The sequence below is a fragment of the Novosphingobium sp. HNCC26DJ243 genome (assembly GCF_057180545.1).
Map to the genome: position 1 here is coordinate 173,581 of NZ_JBXUGN010000005.1, position 26,303 is coordinate 199,883.

Below are 26,303 nucleotides of genomic sequence, written 5' to 3' on the forward strand. Positions count from 1 at the left end.
GCTGACCATTTTTGCAGATTGCGACCAAGGCCTTTGCAATTTGCAAACCTTTCCGGATGCATTATGCAAAACTACGTAAGTATGTTGCCGTATACCGCCGTTTAACAGTTGGCATGATCGTTGCTGCGGTCAGGCCACCACTCAACGTTTCTGGCAAAAGAGCATGACCCGCACACGCATCCTGATCGTCGAAGACCTTGCTTCCCTCTCGATCGCCTACGCCGCCAGGCTTGAGCAGGCGGGATATGAGGCGGTTGCGGTGGAATCGGGGGCGGCCGCCCTGCGCGCACTGGCCGAGCCCGGCGAGTTCGGCGCGGTTCTGCTCGACCTGCAACTTCCCGACCTCAACGGACTGGACCTGCTGCGCGCCAATCCCGAGATTGTCGAGCGCCAGCCGGTCATCGTTGCCACCGCGGACGGTTCACTTTCGCGCGCAATCGAGGCGATGCGGATCGGGGCGTTCGATTTCCTCGTCAAGCCGGTAGGCGCGGCCCGGCTCGTGTCGGTGGTAAACAGTGCGGTCGAGACCGGGCTTTCACGACCCGCCAGCACGCCCGCTCCGGCAATCGAGGCGCTGCCCGAGGCGACCAGTCCGGCAAAGCCGGGCGACGCGCCCCGCCCCGGAACGTTCGTCGGTTCCTCGCCGGTCATGCGCGAAGTCTATCGCCAGATCGATTGCGTCGCCCGCAGCCGCGCCACGGTGTTCATCACCGGCGAAAGCGGCACGGGCAAGGAAGTCTGCGCCGAGACGATCCATCGCAAGAGCGGTCGCGCCAAGGGGCCTTTCGTCGCGATCAATTGCGGCGCGATCCCGGAAAACCTGCTCGAATCCGAACTGTTCGGTCACATCAAGGGGTCGTTCACGGGAGCGGTCAGCGACCGTATCGGCGCGGTCCAGGCGGCGCACAAGGGCACGCTGTTCCTTGACGAGATCTGCGAGATGGCGCTGCCGTTGCAGGTCAAGCTGCTGCGTTTTCTCCAGACGGGCACCGTCCAGCGCGTGGGCGCCAACGGCACCGAGGACGTCGACGTGCGCATCGTCTGCGCCACCAATCGCAATCCCGAACGTGAAGTGGCCGAGGGTCGCTTCCGCGAGGACGTCTATTATCGCCTCGCCGTGGTTCCCGTCCACATGCCCCCCTTGCGCGAGCGCGGCGACGACATTGGCGAACTGGGCGAAGTTTTCCTGCAGCGTTTCGCGCGCGAGGAAGGCAAGCATTTCGATGCGCTTGGACCGGCGCAGCTTTCGGCGATGAAGGCGCACACCTGGCCCGGCAACGTGCGCGAATTGCAGAATGTGCTGCGCCGCGCCGCGGTTCTGCACGAAGGCCCGACCCTGCCGAACTCCGCCTTCCCGCTTGCCGCGCAACATGCGACAGGCGCGACGAGCGTGGCGCCGCTCCCCTCGGTGAGCAATGCTCCGGCAGCCGCTGCGCTGCACCTGGCGCAGGCTCTCCACGGCCTTTCGCTCGACGAGATCGAACGCATCGTGATCGAAAATGCCATCGACGTAGCCGGGGGCAGCCTGCCCGCCGCCGCGCGCACTCTGCGCGTCAGCCCGTCGACCATTTACCGCAAGCGTGAGCGCTGGGCCGGAAAGAGCCTCGACAGCTAGGGGCAGGTTAGACGCCTGCGGGCCGGTAGTCTGCGAAGTTGCCCGTGCAGGCATCGAGCATCGCGCTTGTTGCGGCGATGTCGGCACTGAGTGCGTTGGGCGGGAGCGGTTGCAGGCGGTCGGCCGGCGGAAACGTGCCGTAGCCTGCGAAGATGCAGTTCCAGCTCATCGCGGCGTAGTGCGGCTCATCGTAGGCAGCCTGATTGGCGGCAGCCATGTCCGCTTGCGTGAACCATGCGGTGAGCATTGCCTTGAGTTCGTCGGACAAGGCCTGGTTGGCGGCGTTTTCACGCCAGTAGGCGGTGTCGCGGCGCTGGTTGAGACGGTAATGCGCGACGATGTAATCGCGGATGCCCTCGTAGCGAACTGCGGCCTTGCGGTTGAAGTCCTCGCGATGGCGTGCGGAGAAGCCGCCGGCCTCGAAGGCCCGGACAAATTCCAGCGCCGTGGCGATGACGATGTGCAGAGCTGTCGCCTCCAGCGGTTCGATGAAACCCTGCGACAGGCCGGCCGCGAGGCAGTTGCGGCTCCAGCTGTGCTCCACCCTGCCGACATTCATCTGCAGGAACCGGGCGGGCTGGTCGCTTTCCTCCATGCCGATCGCTGCGCGCAGTTCGGCTTCGGCCTCATCATCCGAGATGTATTTCGACGAGTAGACGTAGCCGTTGCCGACGCGCGTCGTCAGCGGGATCGACCAGCGCCACCCGGCGCGCATGGCGATGCTGTCGGTCTGCGGGCGCGGCACCGATGCGTGGGGCGTGGGCATGACCACCGCCCGGTCATTGAACAGGTTTTCGCCGAAGGACCGGAACGGCACGCCCAGCGCCTGGCGGATCAGGACCGCGCGAAAGCCAGAGCAATCGACGAACATGTCCCCAGCGATCCGTTCGCCGCCTTCGCAGAGCAGCGCGGCGATATCGCCATCGGCCTTGCGTTCCACCTCGACGACCTTGAGCGGCAGATGGCTGACCCCGCGTGCGCAGGCGAAATCGCGCAGGTATGCGCCGAGTTTGTAAGCATCGAAATGATAGCCGTAGCTCGGGGCAAAAGGAAAGGTCGGGGCAGCGTGCGGCCCCTTCCCCGCGTCGGCCAACCGGCAGGCGAGGAACCACGGATCAGGATGGGCCGGCACATCGAAACCGCGGCGCGCGAGCGTGGTATTGAGCACGAAGCCCGGTTCGCTGTGGAGGTCGGTCGGGCCGGGAAAGGGATGAAAATAGGACTCGAATCCCGCTCGCTCGCTCCACCCCGCGAAGCGGATGCCCAGCTTGTAGGTGGCATCGCAAGCCGGCATCCAATCCGCTTCGGCGATACCGAGGTGATCGAACAGCGCCTTTAGCTGCGGGGTCGAGCCCTCGCCCACGCCGATGATGCCGATGTCCGGACTTTCGACGACGGTGACCTTGCCGCCGCGCGCGCCCCATTCCTTGTGCAGGAGGCAGGCGGTGATCCAGCCTGCGCTGCCGCCGCCGAGAATTACGACGTGCGGCGGCGTGGGTGCGCTCACCGGCGGACGACCATCGCAGCAAAGGGTGGCAGGGTGCCGGTGTCTGCGCCGTTCACGCTCATCAGAAGCTGCCCTTCCGCCATGCCCTCGGCGAGGCTAACCGACTTTTCGCCAAGATTGAACAGGCAACGCACCGTCTCGCCCGGAGCCTTGCGATCGATGATCAGAAGGTCGCCCTCTGCGCGGCAGTCTTCCACTTCACCGACGCTCAGCGCGGGATGGGCTTTGCGCAGGGCAATGACGTGACGGGTGTGGCACAGCAGCGAGCCCGGATCGCGTTCCTGCACGTCGGCGGCAAGCGCGTGGTTCGCCTCGCCCACCGGAAGCCAAGGCATGGCTGAACCGAAGCCAGCGTCATGCGCGGCAGCGACCCACGGCATCGGCGTGCGCGCGCCATCGCGCGAAAGCGTCAGCGGCCAGTTGGCGATGGCCTCGGGGTCCTGCAGCAGTTCGAACGGGATTTCGACTTGTTTGAGGCCCAGCTCCTCACCCTGATAGACGATTGCATTGCCGCGCAGGCACATCAGGAGAAGCGCTTTCATCCGCGCGAAGACCTCGCGATGCGGCGGTTCGATCCAGCGAGAGATAGCGCGCGGCGCATCGTGATTTTCGAACGCCCAGCTCGGCCAGCCGACGCCGGGGGTCGCCGGCCAGGCGGCAAGCGCCGCGCGGACGAGGCCCGGCGTCAGGCGATCGGCATAGAGGAAGTCGAAGCCATAGGCCGAATTGAGGCGCGTTTCGCCCGCCGTGAACAGCTTCATCTCGCGCTCGGCATCGTCGCCGCCGACTTCGGCGACGGTGAAGGTCGCATCGTATTGATCGGTGAGCGCGCGGATCCGCTCGATGAACGCCGGTATGTCGGCATGTGACTGGTTGTAAATCTTCGACTGGAAATCGAAGGGGCGTGTGCGGATCTGATCGGTGGCTGGCGCGGGCGGATTGTCGCGCAGTTGGGGATCGTGCATCGCGAAGTTCAGCGCGTCGATGCGGAACCCGTCGACGCCGCGCTCGAGCCAGAATTCGGCGACACCCAGCAGCGCCTCCTGCACCGCCGGGTTGTGGCAATTCAGCTGCGGCTGGCTGGCCAGGAAATTGTGCATGTAATACTGCCGGCGCCGGGCGTCCCACCGCCAGGCGGGGCCCCCGAACACCGACTGCCAGTTCGATGGTGGCGACCCGTCGGGCTTGGCGTCGGCCCACACGTACCAGTCTGCCTTGTCGTTATCCTTCGAGGACCGGCTTTCGACGAACCACGGGTGTTCGTCGGAGGTGTGGGCATAGACCTGATCGATCAGCACGCGCAGGCCGAGGGCATGGGCGCGCGCGATGAGTGCGTCGAAATCGGCGAGGGTTCCAAAGATCGGATCGACATCGCAATAATCGGATACGTCATAGCCGAAGTCGTTCATCGGCGACTTGAAGAACGGCGATATCCAGATCGCATCGGCGCCGAGACGGGCGATATGATCGAGCCGGCGCGTGATGCCGGGAAGGTCGCCGATCCCGTCGCCGTTGGCATCCATGTAGCTGCGCGGATAGATCTGGTAGATCACCGCCCCGCGCCACCACGGATGGTCCGCGAGCACTGCGGGCTCTTCGAATGAGGCGTGCGTATTCATCGTTCTCGTCACTGTCTTTCTTTGACGCGGCAGACCATCCAGCCAAAGGCCGGCAGGGCGACGCGCACACTGCCCGGTGCCTCGACGGAGGCAGGGCATGATCCTGCGAGGGTCTGGAGTGCGCCGGCCCGGTAGCCGATCGTGCTCCTCACATCGATCGGGTGGTCGGCGGTGTTGAAGGCGATGAAGTATTCCGCGCCGGTCGTGGGATCGAAGCGCGATACCGAGAACAGCCCCGGCCCTTGCGCATAATCGCGCACGACCTGTCGTCCGCGCGCAAGAGCGGGATTGGCGCGACGGATCGCGGCAAGGCTGGCGATCGTGCGGAACAGCGGGTGCTTCTCGTCGAAGTTGCTGGCCGCCGTCGTGGCACTCGTGCCGATCAGCGCATTGTCGTTGTAGGACGCGACCTGCGAGGGCATCATGTCCTCTCGCGAGGCCTGATCGCCACCATCGCCAACGAATCCCTGTTCATCGCCATAATAGATCACCGGCGCGCCGCGCAGGGTCAGCAGCATGGCATGGCCGAGCGTGACGCGGGCGAGCAGCTCGTCGGCGCCGATGCCGGGGCGGTCCTCGCGAAGCAGCGTTGAGAAGCGTCCCATGTCGTGATTGCCGAGGAACGTGGGCAGCGCGCGTGCGGCATCCTCGCCGCCTTCATAAAGCACGTCGCCATCGAACAGTTCGGCGAGCAGCACAGTGCCCTTGCCCTTGCCCAGCACTTCGCGGACGGCGGCCTGAAAGGAAAAGTCGAGCACGGCGGGAAGCATGTCGCGCCGCGTGTACTGCGCGATATAGCCGCTGTCGGGCGAGGAGCGGTAGACTTCGGCGAAAATCGCGAAATTGGGCACGCCGCGCGCCTTGGCAGCACTTTGGATGGCAGGCACGAAGGCCTGCCAGAAGCCGGGGTCGACGTGGCGGGCGGTATCGATGCGGAATCCGTCGATCCCGTAGCGGTCGATCCAGCCCTTGTAGATTTCGATCATGCCTTCGCGCACGCGGGGGTGCTCGGTGAACAGATCATCGAGACCGGAAAAATCGCCAAAGCGCGCGTCCTCGCCGGTGAAGGTGGAATCGCCGCGATTGTGATAGAACAGCGGATCGTTGAGCCACGCCGGGACTTTGACGCCGCGCTCGGCGTCCGGAACATAGGGCGTATAGGCCGACGCCGGATCGCTCAGCCTTGCGAAGTTTGCAGCGCTGCTGTCGGTGTCACCTGCAAAGCCAGAATTGATGGCCGCACCGCCCGCGCCGCCCTTGCGCGAATACGGATAGTCAGCGCGAGAGCGGTAGGCGTATTTCGTCGCCTCGCCTTCGCGATAGCGGATCACGTCGGCGGTGTGGTTGGTGATGATGTCCATGTAGACCTTCATCCCCATGCCGTGCGCAGCGGCGACCAGCGCCTTGAAGTCCGCCTCAGTGCCAAGGTGAGGATCAGGTCGCGTGAAATCGGTGACCCAGTAGCCGTGGTAGCCGGCGCTTTCCTGCCCGGCCGGCCCCTGCACCGGCTTGTTCTGGAAGATCGGCGCAACCCAGATCGCGGTGATCCCGAGCTTCTGCAGGTATGGGAGACGCGCGGTCAGTCCCTTGAGATCACCCCCGTGGTAGAAGCCCTTGTCGGCCGGATCGAAGCCCGTGCTGAGACGATCGCCGGTCAAACCGCCGCGATCGTTGCTCGGATCGGCGTTTTCGAAACGGTCTGGCAGGAGAAAGTAGACGACCTCATCCGAGGCGGTGCGTGCGCGCAAGTCCGCTTCGGGTTGCGCGGTGGCGCAGCCGGGCAGCATCAGTGCAGCAGCGAGTGCCAGAAGCGACGTCTTCATGCAGCAGCACTCCGTACCATCTGATCAACCACGTCGATGTGGCGCGGCATCTGACGCACCTCCTCGACGAGCTCCGCCTCGGTGCGGCCGAGCAGGTCGCGCAAGGCGTCTTCAGGCAAGCTCAGTGCCATGGGGTTGTAAGCGCGCGCCTCGACCCCCTGCCCCGCAAGAACCTGGAACCAGCCGACCTCGGTGAACAGTTCCTCGTGCTCGCGATGGATGAAGCCGCTGGCCTGCCATTGCGCGAGCTTGGCGGTGAGCGTTGCGGGCAGTTCCAAGTTGCGCATGGCATCCCAGAAGGGCTGTCCTTTGCGTTCGTTGGCCCAATAGTGGAGGACGATGAAATCGCGGATGCGCGTCCATTCGAAAGCGGACTGCGCATTGAAATGATCGACCATGGCCGGATCGGGACGGCCATTGGGCAACATCGCCAGAAAGCGACTGATTGCGCTTTGCACGAGGTGGATGCTGGTCGATTCCAGCGGTTCCATGAATCCTGCCGCCAACCCGATGGCGAGGCAATTGTGGTTCCAGTGCTTGCGCCGCATGCCAGTGGTGAAACGCAAGGGGCGCGGATCGCCGAGCGGTTCGCCGTCAAGATTGGCAAGCAGCGTTGCCGCGGCCTCGTCGTCCGAGATCATCGCGCTGGAGTAGACATGCCCATTGCCGATGCGGTGCTGCAGCGGAATGCGCCATTGCCAGCCGCAGGCGCGCGCTGTCGAACGGGTATATGGCGTGAAATCACCACCGCTGGCGCACGGGACGGCCAGCGCGCGGTCGCAGGGCAGGTAATGCGTCCAGTCGTCGTATCCGGTTTCGAGCGCACCTTCGATCAGAGCCCCCCGAAAGCCTGTGCAGTCGATGAAGAAATCGCCTTCGATCCGGCGTTCGCCATCGAGCAGAAGGGCGGAAATGTCACCGCTCCGGGCATCGCGCTCGACGGTCTGGATCAGGCCCTCGTGGCGCACGACGCCGCGCGCCTCGGCCTTGCGGCGCAGGAAAGCGGCATAGAGGCCGGCGTCGAAATGGTAGGCGTATGGCATCTCCGCCGATTGCGGGGTGCGACGACCACGCTGCATGCGCATGGTGCGGGCGGCGAGTTCGTTGAGCGAGTAGCGCTGAAGGGGCTTGGCAAAGCCCAGTTCCTTCGCGCGAAGCCAGTAGTGCTGGAATGGCAAGAGCCCGACCGGACGACCGATGGCGCCGAAGGCATGCATGTAGCTTTCGCCTTCGCGCTGCCAGCCCGCAAACTCGATGCCGAGCTTGAACGTGCCCTTGGTCTCGCGGATGAATACCGCCTCGTCTATGCCGAGTGCGGCGTTGAACAGATGGATTTGCGGAATCGTGGCCTCGCCAACGCCCACGGTACCGATCGCGTCGCTCTCGACCAGATCGATCTGCGTGCCCGGAGGCGCGAAGCGTGACAGTGCGGCGGCAGTCATCCAGCCGGCGGTTCCACCGCCCGCTATGACATAGCGCATGCCGCCTTGGCCTGAATTGAGCACGAACCTCTCCCGCCAGTTTGCGGTATCGTTGCCGGAGCCGGTTTACGGATCAAGCCTGCGTAGCGCTCCAAAGCGTAACGGCGGGCCGGAACTGATCCGGCCCGCCGCTTCGGAGGGAACTTAGAAGCGGTAGGAAACACCCAGCAGGTAGGTGCGGCCATAGCGCTCGTAATCGATGACGTGCGACTTGTCCTGATCGGCATAGTTGATGAACGGCTCGTCCGTCAGGTTCAGCGCCTGAACGGTGAGCGACAGACCGTTGAGGCTGCTGTTCTCACCAAAGCGATAACCGATCTGGGCATCGAAAATCGATTCCGGATAGGTCTGGCGGAAGTCGCGGCTGGCCGAGATGCCGATGAATTCGGCCAGATAGCTCGACCGGTAGCGGTGGCTGACGCGGGCTTCGAACCCGGACTTTTCGAAGTACACCGTCGAGTTGACGACCCACTTCGACAGGCCGGGCACCGTGGCGGTGAAGGTGTTGCCGGTCTGGCGATCGGTGATCGTCAGTTCGCTGCTGGTGTACGATACGCTGCTCTGGAAGCCGAAGCCTTCGAGAGCGGGCGTGAGCGAACGGAACGGCAGCGCAAGGCTGGCTTCGAAGCCGTAGATGTGGCCCTTGGCGGTGTTGTCCGGACCCGACACGAAGCCGGTCGTGTTGCTGCCTGTGGCAAGGAACGCCGCCCGCTGCGCCGCATTCAGGCTCGACACGAGGTACGAGAAGTCACGCGTGACCGAAGCGTTCGGGTTCACAAAGTCCTTGAGGTTCTTGTAGTAACCCGCGAGCGAAAGGTAGCCCTCACCGCCGAAGTACCATTCGTAGCTCATGTCCACGCCGTCTGCGAGGTACGGGCGCAGGCGCGGGTTGCCACCGCTGCCGCTGAAGATGGTGTTGAGCGGAAGCAGCGGCGAGTTCGAGATCGACGCATTCTGCGAAGCGTTGAGCTGGTCCATGCGCGGACGAGCCAGAGTCCGGGCAGCGCCGAAGCGCAGCTTCATCTGGTCGTTGAGCGCAAGGTTGAGGCTCAGGCTCGGCAGGACGTGGGTGTACTTGTCGCCATCGCTGACCGGGGTCTTGACGCTGCCGACACCGCCCGGCGAGTTGAAGCCGTCCGACGACTGATCGGTGCGGACAACCTGGACGCCGACGTTTCCGGTCAGCTCCATCGAGCCGACCATCGACTTGATGTCGGCGCGAACGTAGCCGGTGTAGACCTTCTCGTCGACGGTCCAGTCACCCGGGAAGGGCAGGCTCGAGCTTTCGACGCTGGTCTTGATGTAAGTGCCGTTGTTGAGCAGCACGAACGGATCGTAGGCGACTTGCGGGCCAATGCCGAGGAACGAGAGGGCATCGACGGTGCCGAGCAGCGCATCCTGCGGGATCGGCAAGCGGGTGACAGCACCCTGCGCGACAAAGGCGGACGGGCCCTTGAGGCTCAGGAAGTTCTGCGTGATGTCACGCGACTTCTGGCGATCGGCATAGGAGACACCGGCCACGATGCGGTCGAGGAATCCGCTCTCGATCTTGCCGACGGCTTCGAGCTTGCCCGACCACAGTTCGTCCTTGGTCTTGGTGTCGTTGATGAAGCCGGCCTGGACGATGCCGCCACCCCAGCCACGCGGATCGGTCAGCTGGATGAGGTTGGTGTCGCCATAATTGATCTGGCTGGCGAACGAGTATGGGAAGCCATTGCCGCTGCCGTTGCGCGTCGCGACAATGACATCGGACGGCGCTGCCGGGTTGGCGGCATAGCTGAGACCCGAGTAGCTCTCGATCTGCTGCAGGCGGCGATCCGACTTCGAGTAGGAAATGTCGGCCGTCAGGATGAGATCGTCGTTTTCGTACTTGGTGTTCCAGCCCGCGGCGAACGTGGTCGTGTCCTTGCGGTCATAGTCGTTGCGGACGACCGGCTGGACGCCGCTGAACGTAACACTGTCAGGGAAGCTGCCTGCCGAGTGCGAGGTGATCGTGGTGCCAGCGCCCCAGCCGGGGTTCAGCGGGAACTCGATACCGCGCTGCGGCTGCTTTTCCTTGTAGTCGGCATAGAACACGTCGAGCGAGCTGTTCCATTCGGGGCTCGGCTGCCATTCGAGCGTGCCGAACGCGCCGAGACGGTCAAGGAGGACCGACTTGGCGAAAGGCTTCATGCCGCCAAGGACGGTGTAGCCGGCATCGCTCGGGTAGCCCCAGGCGCGGAAGCGTTCGACCTGGCTCGGGCTCGACTGGTACGACAGACCGAGCGCGAGGCCGAGCGTGTCGTCGGCGAACTGATCGACGTAGGTGCCGGTGGCGCGATAGCCGTAGCCGCGGATATCAGGGTTGAGCGAGCCGCCTTCGTTGATTTCGGCGCGGGCCGAGAGCGCGACAATACGCTTCTTCTTCGAGAGCGGGCGGATCGTGCGCAGGTCGACCGTACCGGCAAGACCCTGGCCGATCAGGCCGGCATAGGGAGTCTTGTAGACCACGCCCTGGTCGATCAGTTCAGAGGGATACTGGTCATATTCGACGGCGCGGTTGTCGCCCGAGGATACGACTTCGCGGCCGTTGAGGAGCGAGGTCGAGTAGTCGGGGCCGAGGCCGCGAACCGACAGGCTCTGGGCGCGACCGTCGATGCGCTGCACAGCGAGGCCCGGCAGGCGGCCGAGCGTTTCGGCGATCGAAACGTCAGGCAGCTTGCCGATGTCTTCAGCCGAGAAGGCTTCGACAATGCCGATCTGCTCTTTCTTGAGGTTGACTGCGGTCTGCAGTGCCTGGCGGAAGCCGGTGACGACGATGCCGGGCTCTTCGGCCGCAGCTTCAGTCGATGCCTGGTCGGCAGAGGCGGCTGCGTCCTGCGCCTGTGCGACGGCGGGCAGGCTCACTGCCAGGGCAATGCCCAGAGCCGCGAAGCTGATCCCGCCGGTAAATTGCTTGCGATATGCCATCGATGTGCCCTCCAAACGCCGGACGTCGCCACATCGGGCGACCGGCTGATCCTGTCCCTGCTGAGACGACCGGGACCGATGCCCGACCGTTCGTTGCAAGGTCCTGATATTCCCGGCGATGGCATGGCCGATAGATGGTATACGTATACCATGCATGGACAGGCTATGCGGCGTGACCCTTTAGTCACACCGCAAATGCCCGGAAATATTGGGTTTGTGCGATCAGTCGAGGAAGAGATTGAGCGTGAGGCGGCCCTTCGCGGGATCGGTCGCGGGCATGAAGCCATCGGGTATGTCGGCACAGTGCAACGCATGGCCGCGATAGATCACCATGCGATTGAAGCGCCCGTCAACGCGATGAATCCGCTCGAAATGGGGTGAGTCGCCGCCGATGTAGCCGTCGGTGGGCAAGCCGCGCTCGGCGACTTCAGTTTCGAGCACGCGACGGTAGTCGTCGAAGCGCGCGGTATCGACGCTTTCGAACCCGGTCTCGCGCTGGCGATAGAAGCCCGTGCCGGTCGTTTGCGCAACATCGAGATAGAGCAGCACCGCCAGCCGTTCGGCCTCGAGCCCATCGAAATGGGGGAACCGCTGGATCGGCAGGAGCTGCGCCGCGGGGGTGGTGAGCAGGCTGAGATAACATTCAAGGAATCGCGGGGGCCGAGCTTGCGCAAAGGTTTCCTGCAGCATCGGCAAGAGCGGCAGGACGAGATCCATCGCGATGCGTTCGGACACGGCTGCGCGCAGACCCGGATAGAAAGGGCCGATCGCGCTGAAATCGTGCCTTGCCGCGATGGCCACGACCATGTCCGGATCCTCGAGCGCCTGATCGACGATGACAAGCGGCTGACGCTCGACACCGAACCATTCGGTGCGCAGCGCGGCGGCAGGCGAGAGAGAAAGTGGGCCCGACATCGCGCGAGGTTTAACGACGGCCCCGGATTTGCGAAGCCCCGCAAGATCGCTTCGAACGCGAAAACGGCTGAAAACCGCGATTTAGGCGATGAATGCAAACGTTTGGTATTCGTATACGTGTTGTCCGGAGACCCGCTTCCTGTCAGCCAGAGGGCACAGGAAATCGCGCCACAGATGCGCGATTCAAGGGACAGGACGATCGCAATGGAAAAGCCGCGCCAGGGTTTCTTCGGGCTCTGGAACATCAGCTTCGGGTTCTTCGGAATCCAGATCGGTTTTGCCCTGCAGAACGCGAACATGAGCCGCGTCTTCCAGACGCTGGGCGCGAGCATGGACGACTTGCCCGCCCTGTGGGTGGCAGCCCCGCTCACCGGGTTGATCGTACAGCCGATCATCGGGCACCTGTCGGACCGGACATGGTCGCGCCTCGGCCGCCGCCGCCCCTACTTCCTGACCGGTGCACTGCTGGCAGCGCTTGCGCTGTTCGTGATGCCGCTGGCCCCGAGCATGGGGGCGGCGCTGGTCTTTGCCTCGGCGATGCTGTGGGTGTTGGATGCGTCGCTCAACGTTTCGATGGAGCCGTTCCGCGCCTTTGTCGGCGACATGCTGCGCACCGACCAGCACTCAGCGGGCTACGCGGTGCAAACCGCCTTCATCGGCGCGGGCGCGGTGGTCGGCTCGATCTTCCCATGGCTGCTCGAGCATCTGGGCGTTGACAACATCGCGCATCCCGGTGCCCTGCCCGATACGGTCCGCTGGAGCTTTCAGGCAGGCGGTGCGGCGCTGCTAGTCGCGGTGCTCTGGACCGTGGTGACGACTCGCGAATACAGCCCCGAGGAGCAGGCCGCGTTTTCGGGCGAGAGCGAGACGCCGGTCGAAACGCCGGTGCGCGCGCTTGCTGCCAAGTCCTATGGATCGAGCGCGGTCTGGGCCGTGCTCGGGCTGATCGTGATCGCCATCGTCGAAGGCTTCGGGCTCGAAAAGGAAGTCTACCTGCTGGGCGGGCTGCTTGTGCTCTATGGCGCGCTCAGCGCTATCGCCATCTCGCTTGCCCGCAAGGGCCAGACCAGCGGCATGCTCGCCAGCATCGTCGGCGACTTTGCGGGCATGCCCGAGGTGATGAAGCGGCTGGCGCTGGTGCAGTTCTTCAGCTGGTCGGCGCTGTTCATCATGTGGATCAACACGACGCCGGTGGTCACGCAGTACGTGTTCGGGAGCAGCGACGCCGCCAGCGCCGCGTACAACGAAGGCGCGAACTGGGTGAACGTGCTTTTCACCGTCTACAACGGGGTTGCCGCCGGCGCGGCACTGTTCCTGTTGCCGTTTCTTTCGCGCAAGCTGGGACAGGTGATGACGCACTCCCTGTGCCTGTGCATCGGCGCAGCAGGGTTCCTCGGCTTCTTCGTGCTGCGCGATGCGCAGGCGCTGCTGCTCTGCGAGATCGGCATCGGCATCGCCTGGGCCTCGATCCTTGCGATGCCCTACGCGATCCTCGCCTCGAACCTGCCGCAGGCCAAGCTTGGCATCTACATGGGCCTGTTCAACGTCTTCGTCGTGATCCCGCAATTGCTGGTGGCGACCGTGATGGGCACCTTGATGAAAGCCTTTTTCCCGGGCGAACCGGTGTGGACAATGCTGTTCGCCGCCGCCGCCTGGATCGTCGCCGCGCTTGCCATGCAGCGGGTGTCCGCAGCCCTTCCCGCGCACCGCACGGAGACCGCACATGCTTAAGACCGTTCTGCCCGCCCTTGCCGCGACACTTGCCGTTGCATCGCCCGCTCTTGCCAAGAGCGATCCCTGGGCGGCCAAGCCCTATGTCGAACAGGCCCATGCCCCGTGGACGAAGAACGCGGTGCTCTACCAGATCAACACCCGCCAGTTCACGCCAGAAGGCACGTTCCGCGCCGCGCAGGCGCAATTGCCGCGGCTGAAGAAGCTGGGGGTCGACATCCTTTGGCTGATGCCGATCCACCCGATCGGCAAGGAAAACCGCAAGGGCACGCTGGGATCGCCTTATTCGGTGCAGGACTACTACGCGGTCAATCCCGAGTTCGGGACGGTTTCCGACCTCAAGAGCTTCGTCGATGCGGCGCACGCGCAGGGGTTCCACGTGATCCTCGACCTGGTGGCGAACCACACCGCCTGGGACAACCAGATGGCGAAGCAGCATCCCGACTGGTACGAAAAGGACTGGAAGGGTTCGTTCCGCCCTACGCCGTGGTGGGACTGGTCCGACGTGATTGACCTCGACTGGTCCAAGCCCGGCGTACGCGCACACGTCGGCAAGGCGATGGAATACTGGGTCCGCGAGGTCGGGATTGACGGCTATCGCGCCGACGTGGCCGGATACGTGCCTCTCGATTTCTGGGAGGCCGAACGCGCACGGCTGGAGAAGATCCGCCCGGTGTTCATGTTGGCCGAGTGGAAAAGCTCCGAACTGATGCGCCGCGCATTCGACGCGGTTTATTCGTGGGACTGGCATGTCACCATCAAGCAGATCGCCAAGGGCGAAGCCGATGCCACCGCGCTCTATGGTTATTACGCCGAAAACGAAAGCGCCTGGCCGAAGGAGGCGATGCGCCTGACGTATATCGAGAACCATGACAGCAATGCATGGGAAGGCACGACGGGCGAGAACTTCGGCCCGGCCCTGCCCGCCTTCGTCGCGCTATCCTTTACCGGCGAGGGCCTGTCGATGATCCACAACGGGCAGGAGGCGTGCAACGAGAAGCGTCTTGCCTTCTTCGAGAAGGACACGATCGACTGGTCGCAGGGCCAAACCTGCGCAATGGGCGCGTTGCTGCGCGACCTGATCGCGTTCCGCAAGGCCAACCCGGCGCTTGGCAACGCACAATGGGGCGCGCGGATGAACAAGGTCGAGAACGACAAGCCCAAGCAGCTGTTCGCCTGGGTCCGCCAGAGCGGCGAAAACAAGGTGCTCGGGCTGTTCAACCTTTCGGCCGAGCCGGTCACCGCCAAGCTGGCCGACGCCTTGCCCGCCGGAAGCTATACCGAATTCGGCACCGGCAAGACCGTGACGATCAGTGCCGGCGACACGGTCACGCTGCCGGCGTGGGGCTATCGCCTGCTGTCACGCGGCGCACACTAAACACTTGCTGGGGGGCAGGATGATGACGGGAAAGAGTGGTAGCTGGGCGATGATCGCGGCGTTGGCCGGGTTTCTGTTCGGCTTTGATACGGCGGTGATCTCGGGCGCCGAGCAGGCCGTGCAGAAGGTCTGGTCGATGTCCGACGCGCTGCACGGGCTGGCGATATCGTCGGCGCTGTGGGGTACGGTCATCGGCGCTCTGCTCGGCGGATGGCCGTCCGACCGATGGGGCCGCCGCCCGACGCTGATCGCGATCGGCGTTTTCTATGCGGTATCCGCACTCGGCTCTGCGCTTGCCTGGGACCCGCTGTCGTTCATCATGTTCCGTGTTCTGGGCGGGCTCGCCATCGGTGTCAGCTCGGTTACCGCACCTGCCTATATCGCCGAGATCGCCCCGCGCGAGCAGCGCGGGCGGCTTGTGGCGCTGTTCCAGACGATGATCGTGCTGGGCATTCTCGTCGCGTTCCTGAGCAACTACCTGCTCGGCAACGTGGGCGAGGACGGCTGGCGATGGATGCTTGGCGTGGTCGCGGTTCCCTCGTTCGCCTATCTTGCCGCAACCCTGAGCATTCCTGAAAGCCCGCGTTGGCTTTATTGCCACGCCGCGCGCGAGGCCGAGGCTCGCGCCATCCTGAACCAGATCAACCCTGCGACCGTGGACGAGACGCTTGCGGCCATCGCGCAGGAGGCCGACGAAGACTCGCGCACGATCAGCTGGAGCCAGTTCTTCTCGGGCGAGTTCCGCCGCCCGATCATGCTCGCCTTCCTGATCGCGATGTTCAACCAGGTCTCGGGCATCAACGCGATCATCTATTATGCGCCGCGCATCTTCGAGCTGACCGGTGCGGGATCGTCCACGGCGCTGCTGGCAACGGTGGGGATCGGCCTTATCAACATGGTGTTCACGCTGGCGGGGCTCATCCTGATCGACAGGGCGGGCCGCAAGTTCCTGATGTATCTCGGCAGCTTCGGCTATATCGTCTCGCTCGGCATGACGGCGTGGGGTTTTGCCAGTGGCCAGTTCGCGCTGGTCCTGCCGTTCATCTTCGCCTTCATCGCCGCGCACGCCATCGGCCAGGGCGCGGTGATCTGGGTCTATATCAGCGAAATCTTCCCGAGCGTCGCCCGCGCCAAAGGCCAGTCGCTGGGCGCAGGCACGCACTGGGTGTTTGCCGCAGGGCTGACGCTGGTGATGCCCGCGATCCTTGCGGCCGTGCCACCAGCGACGATATTCCTCGCCTTTGCCGGGATGATGGTACTGCAACTGGTGTGGGTTCACTTCGCAATGATCGAGACGCGCGGACGCAGCCTTGAGGACGTGGCGCGCGAACTTACCCGCCGCTGACCACCATCGGCTGCGCCGGTGCTATGATCCCGCCAGCTTCTTGCGGAAGAGCAAGCCTACGAGGCGTTGCTCGAGGACGCGGCCGATCAGCCAGAGCGCGGCGAAGAGCCCGGCAAAGACATAGGCCGAGGTCGGCTTGGCCTTGTTCTTGTCTTCGGCCTTGTCCTTGGCGTCCTTCTTCGGTTTCTCGGGCGCTGGTGCGCCCAGGAACTTGTCGATCGGGTTCTGGACCGGCACGACGTCCTTCTTCTTGTCCTTTTCTGCCGCTTCGGTCTTGGGCCCTTCAAGCTTGCCGACCTGGATTGTGAGCATGGCAAAGCCGAGGAACAACAGCGGCGCGAGGAAGCAGAACAGCAGCGAGCGGCTGGACAGGCGGTAGCGCAGCACGGCGCCGGTCGGCTCCTGCTCGATGCGCAGGACGCCGTGGTCGAACACGGACATCTTGTCTTGCGCGGGCTGGTCCTTCTTGGAAAAAGTCAGCGTATCGCCGCTCTGCTCGTAAGTGGTGCCGTACTCGTGAAACAGGGGATCGAGCCGCGCGAAGGCTTCGCTTTCGGACTGCCCCGGTGGGAGAGGAACGCTGCCCCTCACGTTCCAGATCCAGTCGATGAAGCGCAGGTTCAGGCGATGGCCTGTGGCGGTGACAGGCTGATGCTCACCCATGGCAAACGTGGAGGCCATCTCGCTCATTCCGCAGGGACCGATTCATGCACCGCAAAAGCATCGGTGCGGCTCGTGTCCTTGCCCCAGCGCTCCTTGATCGCCTTCCAACCCTCGGTGAAGGGGAACGTCATCTGTTCGCGGATGGTCATGCGGCGGCCGCCCTCCATTCCCAGCAGTTCTGCCTCGCCATCGATGCAGGTACCGAACATGCGGTCGATGAAAATGTAGGTGCCGGCATAATTGCTGCGGGTCGCTTCGAAATCCTGCGAGTGGTGCAGGCTGTGGTGTTCGGTGGTGTTGAACACGAAGCGCCACCAGCGCGGCGTGTTGAAGCGCACGTTGATATGCTGGTAGATGCCGGTGGTCAGCCCGATGGCGCCGGCGAGCAGCGCGGCGCGCGGGAGGAAATCAAAGAAGCCGCCGATCCCCAGGCCGATCAGGAAGAGTTCGATCGGGTTGCCGACCGCGCCCTTGTTGATGTTGAGCTGCGTGATGTAGTGATGCACCGAGTGCGGCAGCCACAGCGGGTACCAGTTGTGCATCCCGCGATGCATCCAGTACTGCCCGAAATCGAACATGAACGAGATGAGGAACGCCTGGAGCAGCAACGGCAGGCCGGTAAACCACTCCAGTTTGCCCCAGTCGAAGCTGTGCTGGACGGCCTCGATCACGGCATCGCTGCCGATGTACTTTTCGATCATGTTGAGGATGGTGTAGCCAAGGCCCACGTAGAACAGGTCGACGACCAGTTCCTTCCAGGTCAGCGTCCAGCTTTCGAAGCGGGGATTGACCCATTCGAGCGCGAGCAGCAGCAGCTTGAAGCCGATGCCGATCGCGGTCGACGCCTTGGCGATCGAATTGGGCGCATAGTACCAGAACAGCACCAGCGCAAAGAACGCGGTTGGCTGAAACCAGGTGAAGATGAACTGCTTGATCGGCCCGCCCTGGACGCGGGGTATGTTTTCCCAGCCTATGGTGACCGGGGCCTGGGACCCGATGATGCGGTTGCCTACGCGAACTCCGTCCATGCGCCTGTACTCGCGATCTGTGCCGGCGGTTACGGTTTTAACACCGATCCGCCGGGATGAATATGGAAACCCGATGCCGGCAACGTCGGGGCTATAAACCGATCATGCCAGACAGCATTGTGGTATAGCGGACATAGGCCTGATCTATGTCGAGCCTGACGAAACGCCGTCATTCGCTTCTCGGCGCGACGGGAAAGATGATGAAGTGATCGTGAACCTGGCTCTGGTCGGGAACGTCGAGCCTGGCCTTGAGTCCTTCGCGCAACTCGCCGATCATGCTCGCCGGAAGCTCCAGCCGATGCTCGCCCGGATGGGTTGGCGCCTCGTGACCATAGTCCTTGCCCGGTACTTGCGTCATCTCGATGTGCGCACCGAGCGCGGCGCGGATAGGGTGGCGCGCGGCGAAGGCCGCGAGCCGGTCGATACTGGCGCGGTTGTCATCAAGGAAGTTCACCGGGACGTAGAGGCGGCCGGGGTAAAGCGTGTCGCCCGAGAGCAGGATCTTCAACCGGCGATCGTAGACCATGATTGCTGCGGCCTGGTGTCCGGGCGTTGGCAGGATATCGAGCACGCGTCCGCCAAGATCGAACTTGCCCGCCGCGGCTGGCCACTTCACTATGCCGAAAGCTGCGGCGACATCTTCAGGTTTCAGCCCGATGACTGTGGTATCGGGACGATCACGGAGAGCGGCATCGCCTGCGACATGATCGCCGTGGCTGTGGCTGTGCGCGACGACGAGCGAAATCGACTTGCGCTTGTGCGCGGAAAGCCAGTTGGCGATCAGCCCGTCCACAGTGGGCCTTATCCGACCGCCTTCGGCCCCGGTGTCGACAAGCAGGACCTTGTCGCGCCCGAAGAGCAGGTAGAGGAACGGCGCTTCGAAATTGGTCGTTACCGATTGACGGATGACGAACGTATCGGCGTCGAGCGCCTGGACCTGCGTGGCAGGTTCCTCGCCATTGGTCCCGTCGATCCAGCGTTCGGCAAAGAGCATTGGCAGCAAAGGGCCCTTGGCCTGCGCTGCCGGAACGCCGGCCACACCGCATCCGACAAGCAGCGCCGCTCCGAGTGCGGTGTAAGGTCTGCCCCAACTCTTGCGTGCATGCCTTGCCATCGCTGCTCGTCCTTCGTGCGCTGCCATCGGAAGCCTGAAAGGAGATTGGGGCGCCACCCTAGCCGGACGGCGCCCCACCCCCTGCGTCGGTTCAGAACTTGAACCGCGCCTCGATACCCGCAGTGCGCGGGTTGATCACAGTGCGCTTGTAGTAGCGCAGCAGTACGCCATCATTGAGGCCAACGCGCGACCGGTCGTTAGCCACCGAAGCAACGGCGAATTTGTCGAAGATGTTGTTGGCGAACAGGCCGATGCTGTAGGTGTCGGTCTCGTAAGTCAGCGATGCGCGGTGCAGCACGTAGCCCGGGAGCTTGTCGCCATAGGCGCGATCCCAGCCGAGGCGCGTCACGACATCGCCGCGATAAGTTGCCGTCCAGTCAACGATCACGCTGCCATCGCGGAACGGTACGGTATAGGCCGCTCCAAGGCTGCCGCTGTGCTTGGCCGAGCCGGGCAGACGGTCACCGGCCAGCGCGTCAAGCTGGATCGGCGTGCTCGGATAGCTTCCGGCCGGCGAATTGACCGCGATGATCGCGGGCACGTCCTCGGTCAGCTTGGCATCGACATAGGAATATGTGCCCTGGATCGACAGCTCGGGGATCGGACGGATCTGGAACGACGTTTCGACGCCCTTCGATTCACCCTTACCGCCGTTGACGGTGATCCCCACGATTCCGTTGATCGTCGCCGAGTCCACCTGGATGCCTTCCCATTTGATCTGGAAGACGTTGACATTGAAGGTAAGCTTGCGGTCGAACAGCTGCGCGCGCACGCCGACTTCGGCGTTCTTGGTCGTATCCGGCCCGTACTGCATTTCGTTCGGCAGGGCGCAGACGTTCTGGAACGGCGGTGGCTTCAACGGAAGGACGCAAGGCGCAACGGTGTTCGGACCGCCAATGCGATAGCCCTTGCTGTAGGTCGCATAGAGCATGAAGTCGGGCGTGAAGTTGTAGGAGCTGTTGAACTTCCACACCCACCCGGTCTTCTTCGACGTGCCGCCCGCTGCCTTGAGATCATACGGGCTGACCGGATCGCCCAGCAACGGAACCGTGGCACGGCCCGCCACTTCCGAGGTGTAGCCGAAGTAACGCGCGCCGGCAGTTACCTGGAAAGCCGGGGTGACGCGGAAGGTGCCTTCACCGAACACGGCCTTCTCGGTCACCTTCGCGCGGTTGAACGAGGCGTACTCGACTTCATCGGGGTTGGGCTGAGTACCGAATTCGACCCACGGGTGATTGGGCACGTGCTCGATATAGTCACGCTGCAGTTTCTGCTGGTTGTAGAAGCCGCCGAGAACCCAGCTGAACGGACCGCCGTGACGCGAGACAAGGCGCACTTCCTGATTGAACTGCTTGCGTTCGCTCTCGCTCTCGTTCCAGCTCGAGAAGGCCGGGAAGGTTTCGTAGCCGTAATCGAGGTCGAGCAGCAGGTCGGTATTGTCCGACTGTGACTTTGAATTGACCTTGGTGTAGGCCGTGGTCGCGACGATATCGAAGATGTTGGCGACGTTGGCGTTGATTTCCATGCTGCCGAGGTGCGCATGGCGGTTCACGGGCTCCTTGTAGCGCCCGGCGCTCTCATACTTGCTGGTGCCGAGCACGCCATTGCTGTTGTACTGCCCGCCATCGGTCTTGGTCTGCTGATAGGCGTAAGTGAAGTTGACCTTCAGGTCCTCGTTCAACTGGACCAGCAGCTGGTTGCGCGTGGTGAAGGTCTTCTCGAAGTTGAGATCCTTCTCGCGGCGCAGGTTCGCGATGTAATCGGCGTCCGAAACGCCGGTCGTGCCGGAAGGCTGGGGAAGCGAGACGCCGGGCGTCTGCAGCAGCAGCGGATAATCGATGAAGCCCGGATCGTAATAGTAGCCGGTCGCCGAACGGAACGCGACGTGATCCCTGATGATCGGCAGGTTGATCACGCCATCGATCTGGTAGCCGACCTTGCCGCTGTGGTCCTTGCCATAAGCGCGGCCATGGACTTCGCCTTCGACCGCATCGGTGTTCGGGCGGTTGGGAATGTTGCGGATGGCGCCGGCGAGCGTGCCGAGGCCATAGAGCGTGCCCTGGGGCCCCAGCAGCGTTTCAACGCGCGCGATGTCGAGCAGCTTGAAATCGTAATAGAGCGGCACTTCACCGAGATAGAGACCCAGCGCATCGTCATAGGATGCACCCGATGTGTCGGAGTCCGAGGCGTTCAGGCCGCGCATGACGATTGTGCCGGTGTTTCCCGGACCGGTGTCCGAGATGGTCAGGCCGGGCGTGAAGTCGGCGATGTCGCGGACGTCGTCGATGCGCTGGCGCTCGAGCTGTTCTGCGCCGACCGCGCTGATGTTGATCGGCACGTCCTGCAGCGAGGTCGCGCGGCGGGTGGCGGTGACCACGATCTCGCCTGCGTCCTGTTCGGCTTCCGCCGCCGCTTCCTGGGCAAAGGCCGAAGTGGCACCCACGCCCATAAGCATGGTCGCGCCAAGCAATGTGTTGCGAAACATTTTCATAGTCACTCCGACCCCTTGCAGTGATTGCCAGTCGTCAGTGACATCCTTCCCCGTTTGGTGCTCTGATCCGGGCGATTGGGCCTGGTCGGCACCTTGGTGGCCGGGTTGCGGCCTGCTTGCTCGAAATTCCCCACTCATCGGCGCGGTCCTTGCGCCGGGTATCTCGCGCCGGGACGGACCTGAATGGCCGTTTCCCGGTTTCTGGGCATTACGGTATGGATATTACGGAACGCGTCAAGCGTAATAATTTTGCACTTGCTCAGTATGAACATGATCCGTGCTGCGTCGCACAAACCGGCTGAATTTGCGTGTTTCCGTAAAACTTATCGCTTCGTGCATAGCGAGAGAAACTGGCAAGAGAGTCAGCAACAGGCCGGAAAAGTGATTCGCGTCCCAATGGTGACCATCGCGAGCGGTTCCGTTCCCGTAACCTTTGGCTTCTGCCGATTCACGTGACCCGATTCCAGACCAGGACACTGCCCCGGCGCGATCTCTCCAGCTGCAACCGCGTTATTACTCTTTTTCGAAGATGTAATATTTTTCGATGGACAAGCCGTTCAAGTCCGATGATGCTGCAGTGCGAAAGGGGTCGAATCATGATCAAGCTTGTTGGCAAGGCCGGAAGTTCAGTTCTGATCGCTGGAGCGCTGATGCTGGCGTCGTGCTCGCAGTCGCCAGCCCCCCAGGCCGCGCCCAAGACGGAATTCAACATCGGCTGGTCGATCTACGCCGGCTGGATGCCCTGGCCCTATGCGCAGCAGGCCGGGATCGTGAAGAAGTGGGCCGACAAGTACGGCATCAAGATCAACCTGGTGCAGGTCAACGACTACGTGGAATCGGTCAACCAGTACACCGCCGGCAAGTTCGACGGCGTGACCGTGACCAACATGGATGCGCTGACGATCCCGGCGGCAGGCGGCAAGGACACCAGCGCGATCATCGTCGGCGATTATTCCAACGGCAATGATGGCATCCTGCTCAAGGGCGCCAATTCACTTAGCGCGATCAAGGGCCGTCAGGCTTATCTCGTCGAGCTTTCGGTCTCGCACTACCTGCTCGCGCGCGGGCTGGAGAAGGCTGGCTTGAAGCCGACCGACGTGAGGACGGTCAACACTTCGGATGCCGACATCGTCGGCGCCTTCGGATCGCCCGATGCCAACGCCGCAGTCGCCTGGAATCCGCAGCTTTCGGTGATGAAGGCGCAGCCAGGCGTGACGCAAGTGTTCAGCTCGGCAGACATTCCGGGCGAAATCCTCGACCTGATGGTCGTCGACACCGCCGTGCTCAAGGCCAATCCGAACCTGGGCAAGGCGCTTGCGGGTATCTGGTACGAGACCGTGGCGCTGATGCAGCGCCAGGATGCGCAGGGCAAGGACGCGCGCGCCGCCATGGCCAAGCTTTCGGGTGCAACGCCCGAAGCGTTCGACAGCCAGCTCAAGACGACATTCCTCTATGTCGACCCGAAGGCCGCCGTCGCCGCCACCGATGCGCCTGCCCTGGTCTCGACCATGACGCTGGTGCGCGACTTCAGCTTTACCCAAGGCCTGTTCAAGGGCGCAGCGTCTGCCGATGCGGTGGGCATGGCGTTCCCCGGCGGCAAGACCCTGGGCGATCCGGCGCACGTGACCCTGCGCTTCGACGACAGCTTCATGAAGCTGGCCGCCGACGGAAAACTTTGATCCGCACGCCCGGACCTCGCGCGACAAAGGAACGAACATGCGTTGGGTGAACCGTCATGTCGGACGGAACAACGGGATCCTGCTGGGATCGCTGCCGATCATTGCCCTGGTCATCGTCTACCTGCTTCTGGCCGGCCAGCGCCACGCGGCCAACCCGATGGACAAGATCCTGCCGCTGCCGACCGGCATGGCCAAGGCAATGTCCGCGCTGTTGTTCCAGCCCGATATCCTGACCGGACAACTGGTGTTCTGGGCCGATACCCTCGCCAGCCTCCAGCGCCTGGGGCTTGGCCTTGGCATCGCGACGCTGATGGCGCTCGTCGTTGGACTGGTGCTCGGCGTTCTGCCCCCGGTCCGCGCCACGCTCGGGCCGCTGGTGACGGGCATCGCGGTCATTCCGCCGATTGCGCTGCTGCCGATCCTGTTCATTGCGCTGGGCCTTGGCGAGACGGCCAAGGTGGCGCTGATCGTCATCGGCATTGCGCCGGTCATGGTGCGCGATCTTGCCGCCCATGTCGCCGCCTTGCCCAGCGAGCAGATCGTCAAGGCACAGACCCTGGGCGCGAATTCCTGGCAGATCATGATCCGCGTTGCCCTGCCGCAGGCGATGCCGCGGCTGATCCATGCGGTTCGCCTCGCGCTCGGCCCGGCATGGGTATTCCTGATCTCTGCCGAAGCGATCGCATCGGACATCGGCCTTGGTTACCGCATCTTCCTCGTCCGCCGCTATCTCTCGATGGACGTCATCATTCCTTACGTCGCGTGGATCGCGCTGCTGGCGATCCTGATGGACGTTGCGCTGACGCAGATCAGCCGCCGCGCCTTCCCCTGGGCCCATGGAGCGAGCCATTGACCTCCACATCCAGCCCCATCCTCAGCCTGAGCCACGTCTGGGTCGAATATGGCGACAAGATCGTGCTCGAGGACGTCAATCTCGACATCGTCGCAGGCTCGTTCGTCTCGATTGTCGGCCCCTCGGGCGCGGGCAAGAGCAGCCTGCTGCGGGTGATCCTCGGTCAAGAGCAGCCGACGCGCGGGAAGATCCTGCTCGACGGCGAGCCGCTCGCTCCCGAATGCGGACCGGACCGGGGCGTGGTCTTCCAGCGCTATTCGGTGTTCCCGCACCTGTCGGCGCTGCGCAACACGGTGTTCGGGCTTGAATGCCAAAAGGCGCCGCTCTCGGCCCGCCTGTTCGGTTCGGCGGCGAAGGCCGCGACGGCCGAGGCGACCGAAATGCTCGAGGCGGTCGGCCTTGGAGACTCGCTGCACCTCTATCCTGCGCAGATGTCAGGCGGGATGCAGCAGCGCCTTGCCATTGCACAGGCCCTGATCAAGCGTCCGCGCATCCTGCTGCTGGACGAACCGTTCGGCGCGCTCGATCCCGGCATCCGTGCCGATATGCACGCGCTGATCAGGCAGCTGTGGCGCGACTATTCGCTGACGATCATCATGGTGACGCACGATATCCGCGAGGCCTTCACGCTCGGTACGCGCGTGCTGGCGCTCGACAAGCGACGCCACGATCCGCACGCGCCGCACCGCTTCGGGGCGACCGCCGTCTACGACCTCGCTCTGCGCCAGGACCCGGAGCCGGCGACCGAACCCACGCCACCCGTTCCACTCGCCCAAGCCGCCAACAGCTAAGAAAGGGCACGAAGTGAGTACCGAACCCACGAGCCTTGCCCGGCTTTCGATGAGCCTCCCCGGCGAACTGTTCCGCCAGCTCGACGTCATGGTCGAGGAACGCGGGCTGCCGTCGCGCTCGCAGCTGATTGCCGAGCTGATCCGCCACGCGCTTGCCGAGCACGAAGCCTATACGCGCCCCGACGAGATGCTCGCTGGCACGATCACCATCGTCTATCGCGGGGACCGCGGCCGCGTGCGCCATCAGCTTGCCCAGACGCAGGCCGATTACCTCAAGGAGGTCATCTCCTCGCAGCACGTGTTCCTCGAAGACGATCAGTCGCTTGAAGTGCTGCTGGTTCAGGGCCCCGCCGTCCGCCTCAAGGAACTGTGCGATGCGCTGCGCCGGGTGCGCGGTGTCCACCAGCTCCAGCTTGTCACCACCACCGCCCTGCTGCCGCCGCTGTACGAGCCGGATGCGGGCGACACTTCGAAGGGAGCGGCCGCATGAGCGCGAACCTCGCCAATCCGCTCGCCGCGCGCGACCATGCGCGCAGCATGGAAGGCACGGTCGTCGAGGCCATGCCAGTCCTGCCGCCGGTGGCCAGCGATCTGCCCGAGGGCGTGGGCGCGGAAGACCTTGTCTGGGAAGAGACAATCGCGGCGGGGGGCTATGCCACGCGCCGGCTGGCGCGCGGCACGCGGCTGCGGCTGATCGATCTCAAGGGCGATGCCTGCGCCTCCATGCTTGTCTTCAACGCCGATATGCCGACCGAGCGGCTCAATGTGGCAGACACGGTCAAGGTGCAGTGGAACGCTTATCTCGGCCAGGGCAAGCTGCTTCTGTCAGACATGGGCCGCGTGATGATGAGCATCGTCGAGGATGACGCAGGCACGCACGATGCCTTCTGCGGCACTTCGAACGTCGCCACCAATGCCGCGAAATACGGCGAAGGGCGCAACAGCGGGGCCTATCCCAGCGGGCGCGACCGCTTCCTGCTCGGCGCGGCCAAGCACGGCCTCCAGCGCCGCGACGTCCACCCTTGCATCAACCTGTTCAAGGGCGCGACGATCCTGGCAGATGGCTCGATCGAGCCAGACGTGGGGCCGTTCGCGCCGGGCCGCAGCGTGGTCTTGCGCGCCGAGATGGACGTGATCGTGGTGATCGCGAACTGTCCTCACGTGCTCGATCCGCGCGTGGAGTGGAGCGTGACGCCGCTGCGCGCGACGGCATGGCGCGGGCCGGTGACCCCTGCCGACGACGCGATCCGCACAGCGACGCCTGAAGGCCTGCGCGCCTTCCTGAACGTCGAAGACTATTTCCGCCGCTGAGAAGGACCCA

Annotated in this window: 19 protein-coding genes; 9 read left to right on the top strand and 10 right to left on the bottom strand. The window is 63.8% G+C overall.

Annotation, left to right across the window (positions count from 1 at the left end; genetic code table 11):
• Positions 1–163 precede the first annotated feature (163 nt).
• Complete coding sequence (locus tag AC2A04_RS14865; RefSeq protein ID WP_484213143.1) at positions 164–1,615, top strand: sigma-54-dependent transcriptional regulator; 1,452 nt, start codon at positions 164–166, stop codon at positions 1,613–1,615.
• A gap of 7 nt (positions 1,616–1,622) precedes the next feature.
• Here the strand turns inward: AC2A04_RS14865 and AC2A04_RS14870 are convergent, their stop codons facing one another.
• The 6 genes from AC2A04_RS14870 to AC2A04_RS14895 all read right to left on the bottom strand — a co-directional run bounded on the left by AC2A04_RS14870 (position 1,623) and on the right by AC2A04_RS14895 (position 11,909).
• Positions 1,623–3,122 carry a tryptophan halogenase family protein gene (locus AC2A04_RS14870; protein ID WP_484213144.1) on the bottom strand — a complete coding sequence of 500 codons (1,500 nt, stop codon included), beginning with the start codon at positions 3,120–3,122 and terminating at the stop codon, positions 1,623–1,625.
• A complete protein-coding gene (locus AC2A04_RS14875; RefSeq protein WP_484213145.1) occupies positions 3,119–4,741 on the bottom strand; it encodes an alpha-amylase family glycosyl hydrolase in 1,623 nt (540 codons plus the stop codon). Before AC2A04_RS14875 ends, AC2A04_RS14870 begins: the two co-directional genes overlap by 4 nt.
• Before the next feature lie 8 nt (positions 4,742–4,749).
• Complete coding sequence (locus AC2A04_RS14880) at positions 4,750–6,564, bottom strand: alpha-amylase family glycosyl hydrolase (RefSeq protein WP_484213146.1); 1,815 nt, start codon at positions 6,562–6,564, stop codon at positions 4,750–4,752.
• Positions 6,561–8,045, bottom strand: coding sequence for a tryptophan halogenase family protein (locus tag AC2A04_RS14885; RefSeq protein ID WP_484213199.1), 1,485 nt, complete (start codon positions 8,043–8,045; stop codon positions 6,561–6,563). The genes AC2A04_RS14880 and AC2A04_RS14885 overlap by 4 nt, the downstream gene beginning before the upstream one ends.
• Positions 8,046–8,189: 144 nt before the next feature.
• A complete protein-coding gene (locus tag AC2A04_RS14890) occupies positions 8,190–10,994 on the bottom strand; it encodes a TonB-dependent receptor (RefSeq protein ID WP_484213147.1) in 2,805 nt (934 codons plus the stop codon).
• A gap of 222 nt (positions 10,995–11,216) precedes the next feature.
• Positions 11,217–11,909, bottom strand: a complete 693-nt coding sequence (locus tag AC2A04_RS14895; RefSeq protein ID WP_484213148.1) for a DUF6445 family protein — start codon at positions 11,907–11,909, stop codon at positions 11,217–11,219.
• A 204-nt stretch (positions 11,910–12,113) separates the two neighbouring features.
• On the opposite strand from AC2A04_RS14895, the gene AC2A04_RS14900 reads away from it, so the two are divergent.
• From AC2A04_RS14900 to AC2A04_RS14910, 3 genes are read left to right on the top strand one after another with little or no spacing between them, the layout of a single operon-like run.
• Positions 12,114–13,640, top strand: a complete 1,527-nt coding sequence (locus tag AC2A04_RS14900; RefSeq protein WP_484213149.1) for an MFS transporter — start codon at positions 12,114–12,116, stop codon at positions 13,638–13,640.
• Positions 13,633–15,018, top strand: a complete 1,386-nt coding sequence (locus AC2A04_RS14905) for an alpha-amylase family glycosyl hydrolase (protein ID WP_484213150.1) — start codon at positions 13,633–13,635, stop codon at positions 15,016–15,018. Before AC2A04_RS14900 ends, AC2A04_RS14905 begins: the two co-directional genes overlap by 8 nt.
• A gap of 22 nt (positions 15,019–15,040) precedes the next feature.
• Positions 15,041–16,363 (top strand): sugar porter family MFS transporter, encoded by a 1,323-nt coding sequence (locus tag AC2A04_RS14910; protein ID WP_484213151.1) that lies wholly within the window; start codon positions 15,041–15,043, stop codon positions 16,361–16,363.
• A 21-nt stretch (positions 16,364–16,384) separates the two neighbouring features.
• Here AC2A04_RS14910 and AC2A04_RS14915 read toward each other — a convergent pair whose 3' ends face one another.
• The 4 genes from AC2A04_RS14915 to AC2A04_RS14930 form a co-directional block, all read right to left on the bottom strand.
• The gene (locus AC2A04_RS14915) at positions 16,385–16,987 is read right to left on the bottom strand and encodes a hypothetical protein (RefSeq protein WP_484213200.1); all 603 of its coding nucleotides are present in this window, start codon (positions 16,985–16,987) and stop codon (positions 16,385–16,387) included.
• Positions 16,988–17,049: 62 nt separating this feature from the next.
• Positions 17,050–18,054: a sterol desaturase family protein gene (locus AC2A04_RS14920; protein WP_484213152.1), complete on the bottom strand. Its 1,005-nt coding sequence runs from the start codon at positions 18,052–18,054 to the stop codon at positions 17,050–17,052.
• 169 nt (positions 18,055–18,223) lie between these two features.
• Positions 18,224–19,048, bottom strand: a complete 825-nt coding sequence (locus AC2A04_RS14925) for an MBL fold metallo-hydrolase (protein ID WP_484213201.1) — start codon at positions 19,046–19,048, stop codon at positions 18,224–18,226.
• Positions 19,049–19,259: 211 nt separating this feature from the next.
• Entirely contained in the window at positions 19,260–21,659 is a 2,400-nt protein-coding gene (locus AC2A04_RS14930) for a TonB-dependent receptor (RefSeq protein WP_484213153.1), read from the bottom strand.
• A gap of 596 nt (positions 21,660–22,255) precedes the next feature.
• Here AC2A04_RS14930 and AC2A04_RS14935 point away from each other — a divergent pair.
• From AC2A04_RS14935 to AC2A04_RS14955, 5 genes are read left to right on the top strand one after another with little or no spacing between them, the layout of a single operon-like run.
• On the top strand, positions 22,256–23,338 hold the full coding sequence (locus AC2A04_RS14935) for a putative urea ABC transporter substrate-binding protein (RefSeq protein ID WP_484213154.1): 1,083 nt from the start codon (positions 22,256–22,258) through the stop codon (positions 23,336–23,338).
• A gap of 37 nt (positions 23,339–23,375) precedes the next feature.
• Positions 23,376–24,191 carry an ABC transporter permease gene (locus AC2A04_RS14940; protein WP_484213155.1) on the top strand — a complete coding sequence of 272 codons (816 nt, stop codon included), beginning with the start codon at positions 23,376–23,378 and terminating at the stop codon, positions 24,189–24,191.
• Positions 24,188–24,982, top strand: a complete 795-nt coding sequence (locus AC2A04_RS14945; protein WP_484213156.1) for an ATP-binding cassette domain-containing protein — start codon at positions 24,188–24,190, stop codon at positions 24,980–24,982. The genes AC2A04_RS14940 and AC2A04_RS14945 overlap by 4 nt, the downstream gene beginning before the upstream one ends.
• Positions 24,983–25,031: 49 nt before the next feature.
• Entirely contained in the window at positions 25,032–25,472 is a 441-nt protein-coding gene (locus tag AC2A04_RS14950; RefSeq protein ID WP_484213202.1) for a CopG family ribbon-helix-helix protein, read from the top strand.
• Positions 25,469–26,293, top strand: coding sequence for an urea amidolyase associated protein UAAP1 (locus AC2A04_RS14955; protein WP_484213158.1), 825 nt, complete (start codon positions 25,469–25,471; stop codon positions 26,291–26,293). Before AC2A04_RS14950 ends, AC2A04_RS14955 begins: the two co-directional genes overlap by 4 nt.
• Positions 26,294–26,303: the final 10 nt, after the last annotated feature.

Excerpts from the sequence above, each read along its gene's own strand:
- AC2A04_RS14865 (WP_484213143.1), top strand. The coding sequence starts at position 164 with ATGACCCGCACACGCATCCTGATCGTCGAAGACCTTGCTTCCCTCTCG.
- AC2A04_RS14875 (WP_484213145.1), bottom strand. The coding sequence starts at position 4,741 with ATGAATACGCACGCCTCATTCGAAGAGCCCGCAGTGCTCGCGGACCAT.
- AC2A04_RS14880 (WP_484213146.1), bottom strand. The coding sequence starts at position 6,564 with ATGAAGACGTCGCTTCTGGCACTCGCTGCTGCACTGATGCTGCCCGGC.
- AC2A04_RS14885 (WP_484213199.1), bottom strand. The coding sequence starts at position 8,045 with ATGCGCTATGTCATAGCGGGCGGTGGAACCGCCGGCTGGATGACTGCC.
- AC2A04_RS14890 (WP_484213147.1), bottom strand. The coding sequence starts at position 10,994 with ATGGCATATCGCAAGCAATTTACCGGCGGGATCAGCTTCGCGGCTCTG.
- AC2A04_RS14895 (WP_484213148.1), bottom strand. The coding sequence starts at position 11,909 with ATGTCGGGCCCACTTTCTCTCTCGCCTGCCGCCGCGCTGCGCACCGAA.
- AC2A04_RS14900 (WP_484213149.1), top strand. The coding sequence starts at position 12,114 with ATGGAAAAGCCGCGCCAGGGTTTCTTCGGGCTCTGGAACATCAGCTTC.
- AC2A04_RS14905 (WP_484213150.1), top strand. The coding sequence starts at position 13,633 with ATGCTTAAGACCGTTCTGCCCGCCCTTGCCGCGACACTTGCCGTTGCA.
- AC2A04_RS14910 (WP_484213151.1), top strand. The coding sequence starts at position 15,041 with ATGACGGGAAAGAGTGGTAGCTGGGCGATGATCGCGGCGTTGGCCGGG.
- AC2A04_RS14920 (WP_484213152.1), bottom strand. The coding sequence starts at position 18,054 with ATGGACGGAGTTCGCGTAGGCAACCGCATCATCGGGTCCCAGGCCCCG.
- AC2A04_RS14925 (WP_484213201.1), bottom strand. The coding sequence starts at position 19,048 with ATGCTCTTTGCCGAACGCTGGATCGACGGGACCAATGGCGAGGAACCT.
- AC2A04_RS14930 (WP_484213153.1), bottom strand. The coding sequence starts at position 21,659 with ATGAAAATGTTTCGCAACACATTGCTTGGCGCGACCATGCTTATGGGC.
- AC2A04_RS14935 (WP_484213154.1), top strand. The coding sequence starts at position 22,256 with ATGATCAAGCTTGTTGGCAAGGCCGGAAGTTCAGTTCTGATCGCTGGA.
- AC2A04_RS14940 (WP_484213155.1), top strand. The coding sequence starts at position 23,376 with ATGCGTTGGGTGAACCGTCATGTCGGACGGAACAACGGGATCCTGCTG.
- AC2A04_RS14950 (WP_484213202.1), top strand. The coding sequence starts at position 25,032 with ATGAGCCTCCCCGGCGAACTGTTCCGCCAGCTCGACGTCATGGTCGAG.
- AC2A04_RS14955 (WP_484213158.1), top strand. The coding sequence starts at position 25,469 with ATGAGCGCGAACCTCGCCAATCCGCTCGCCGCGCGCGACCATGCGCGC.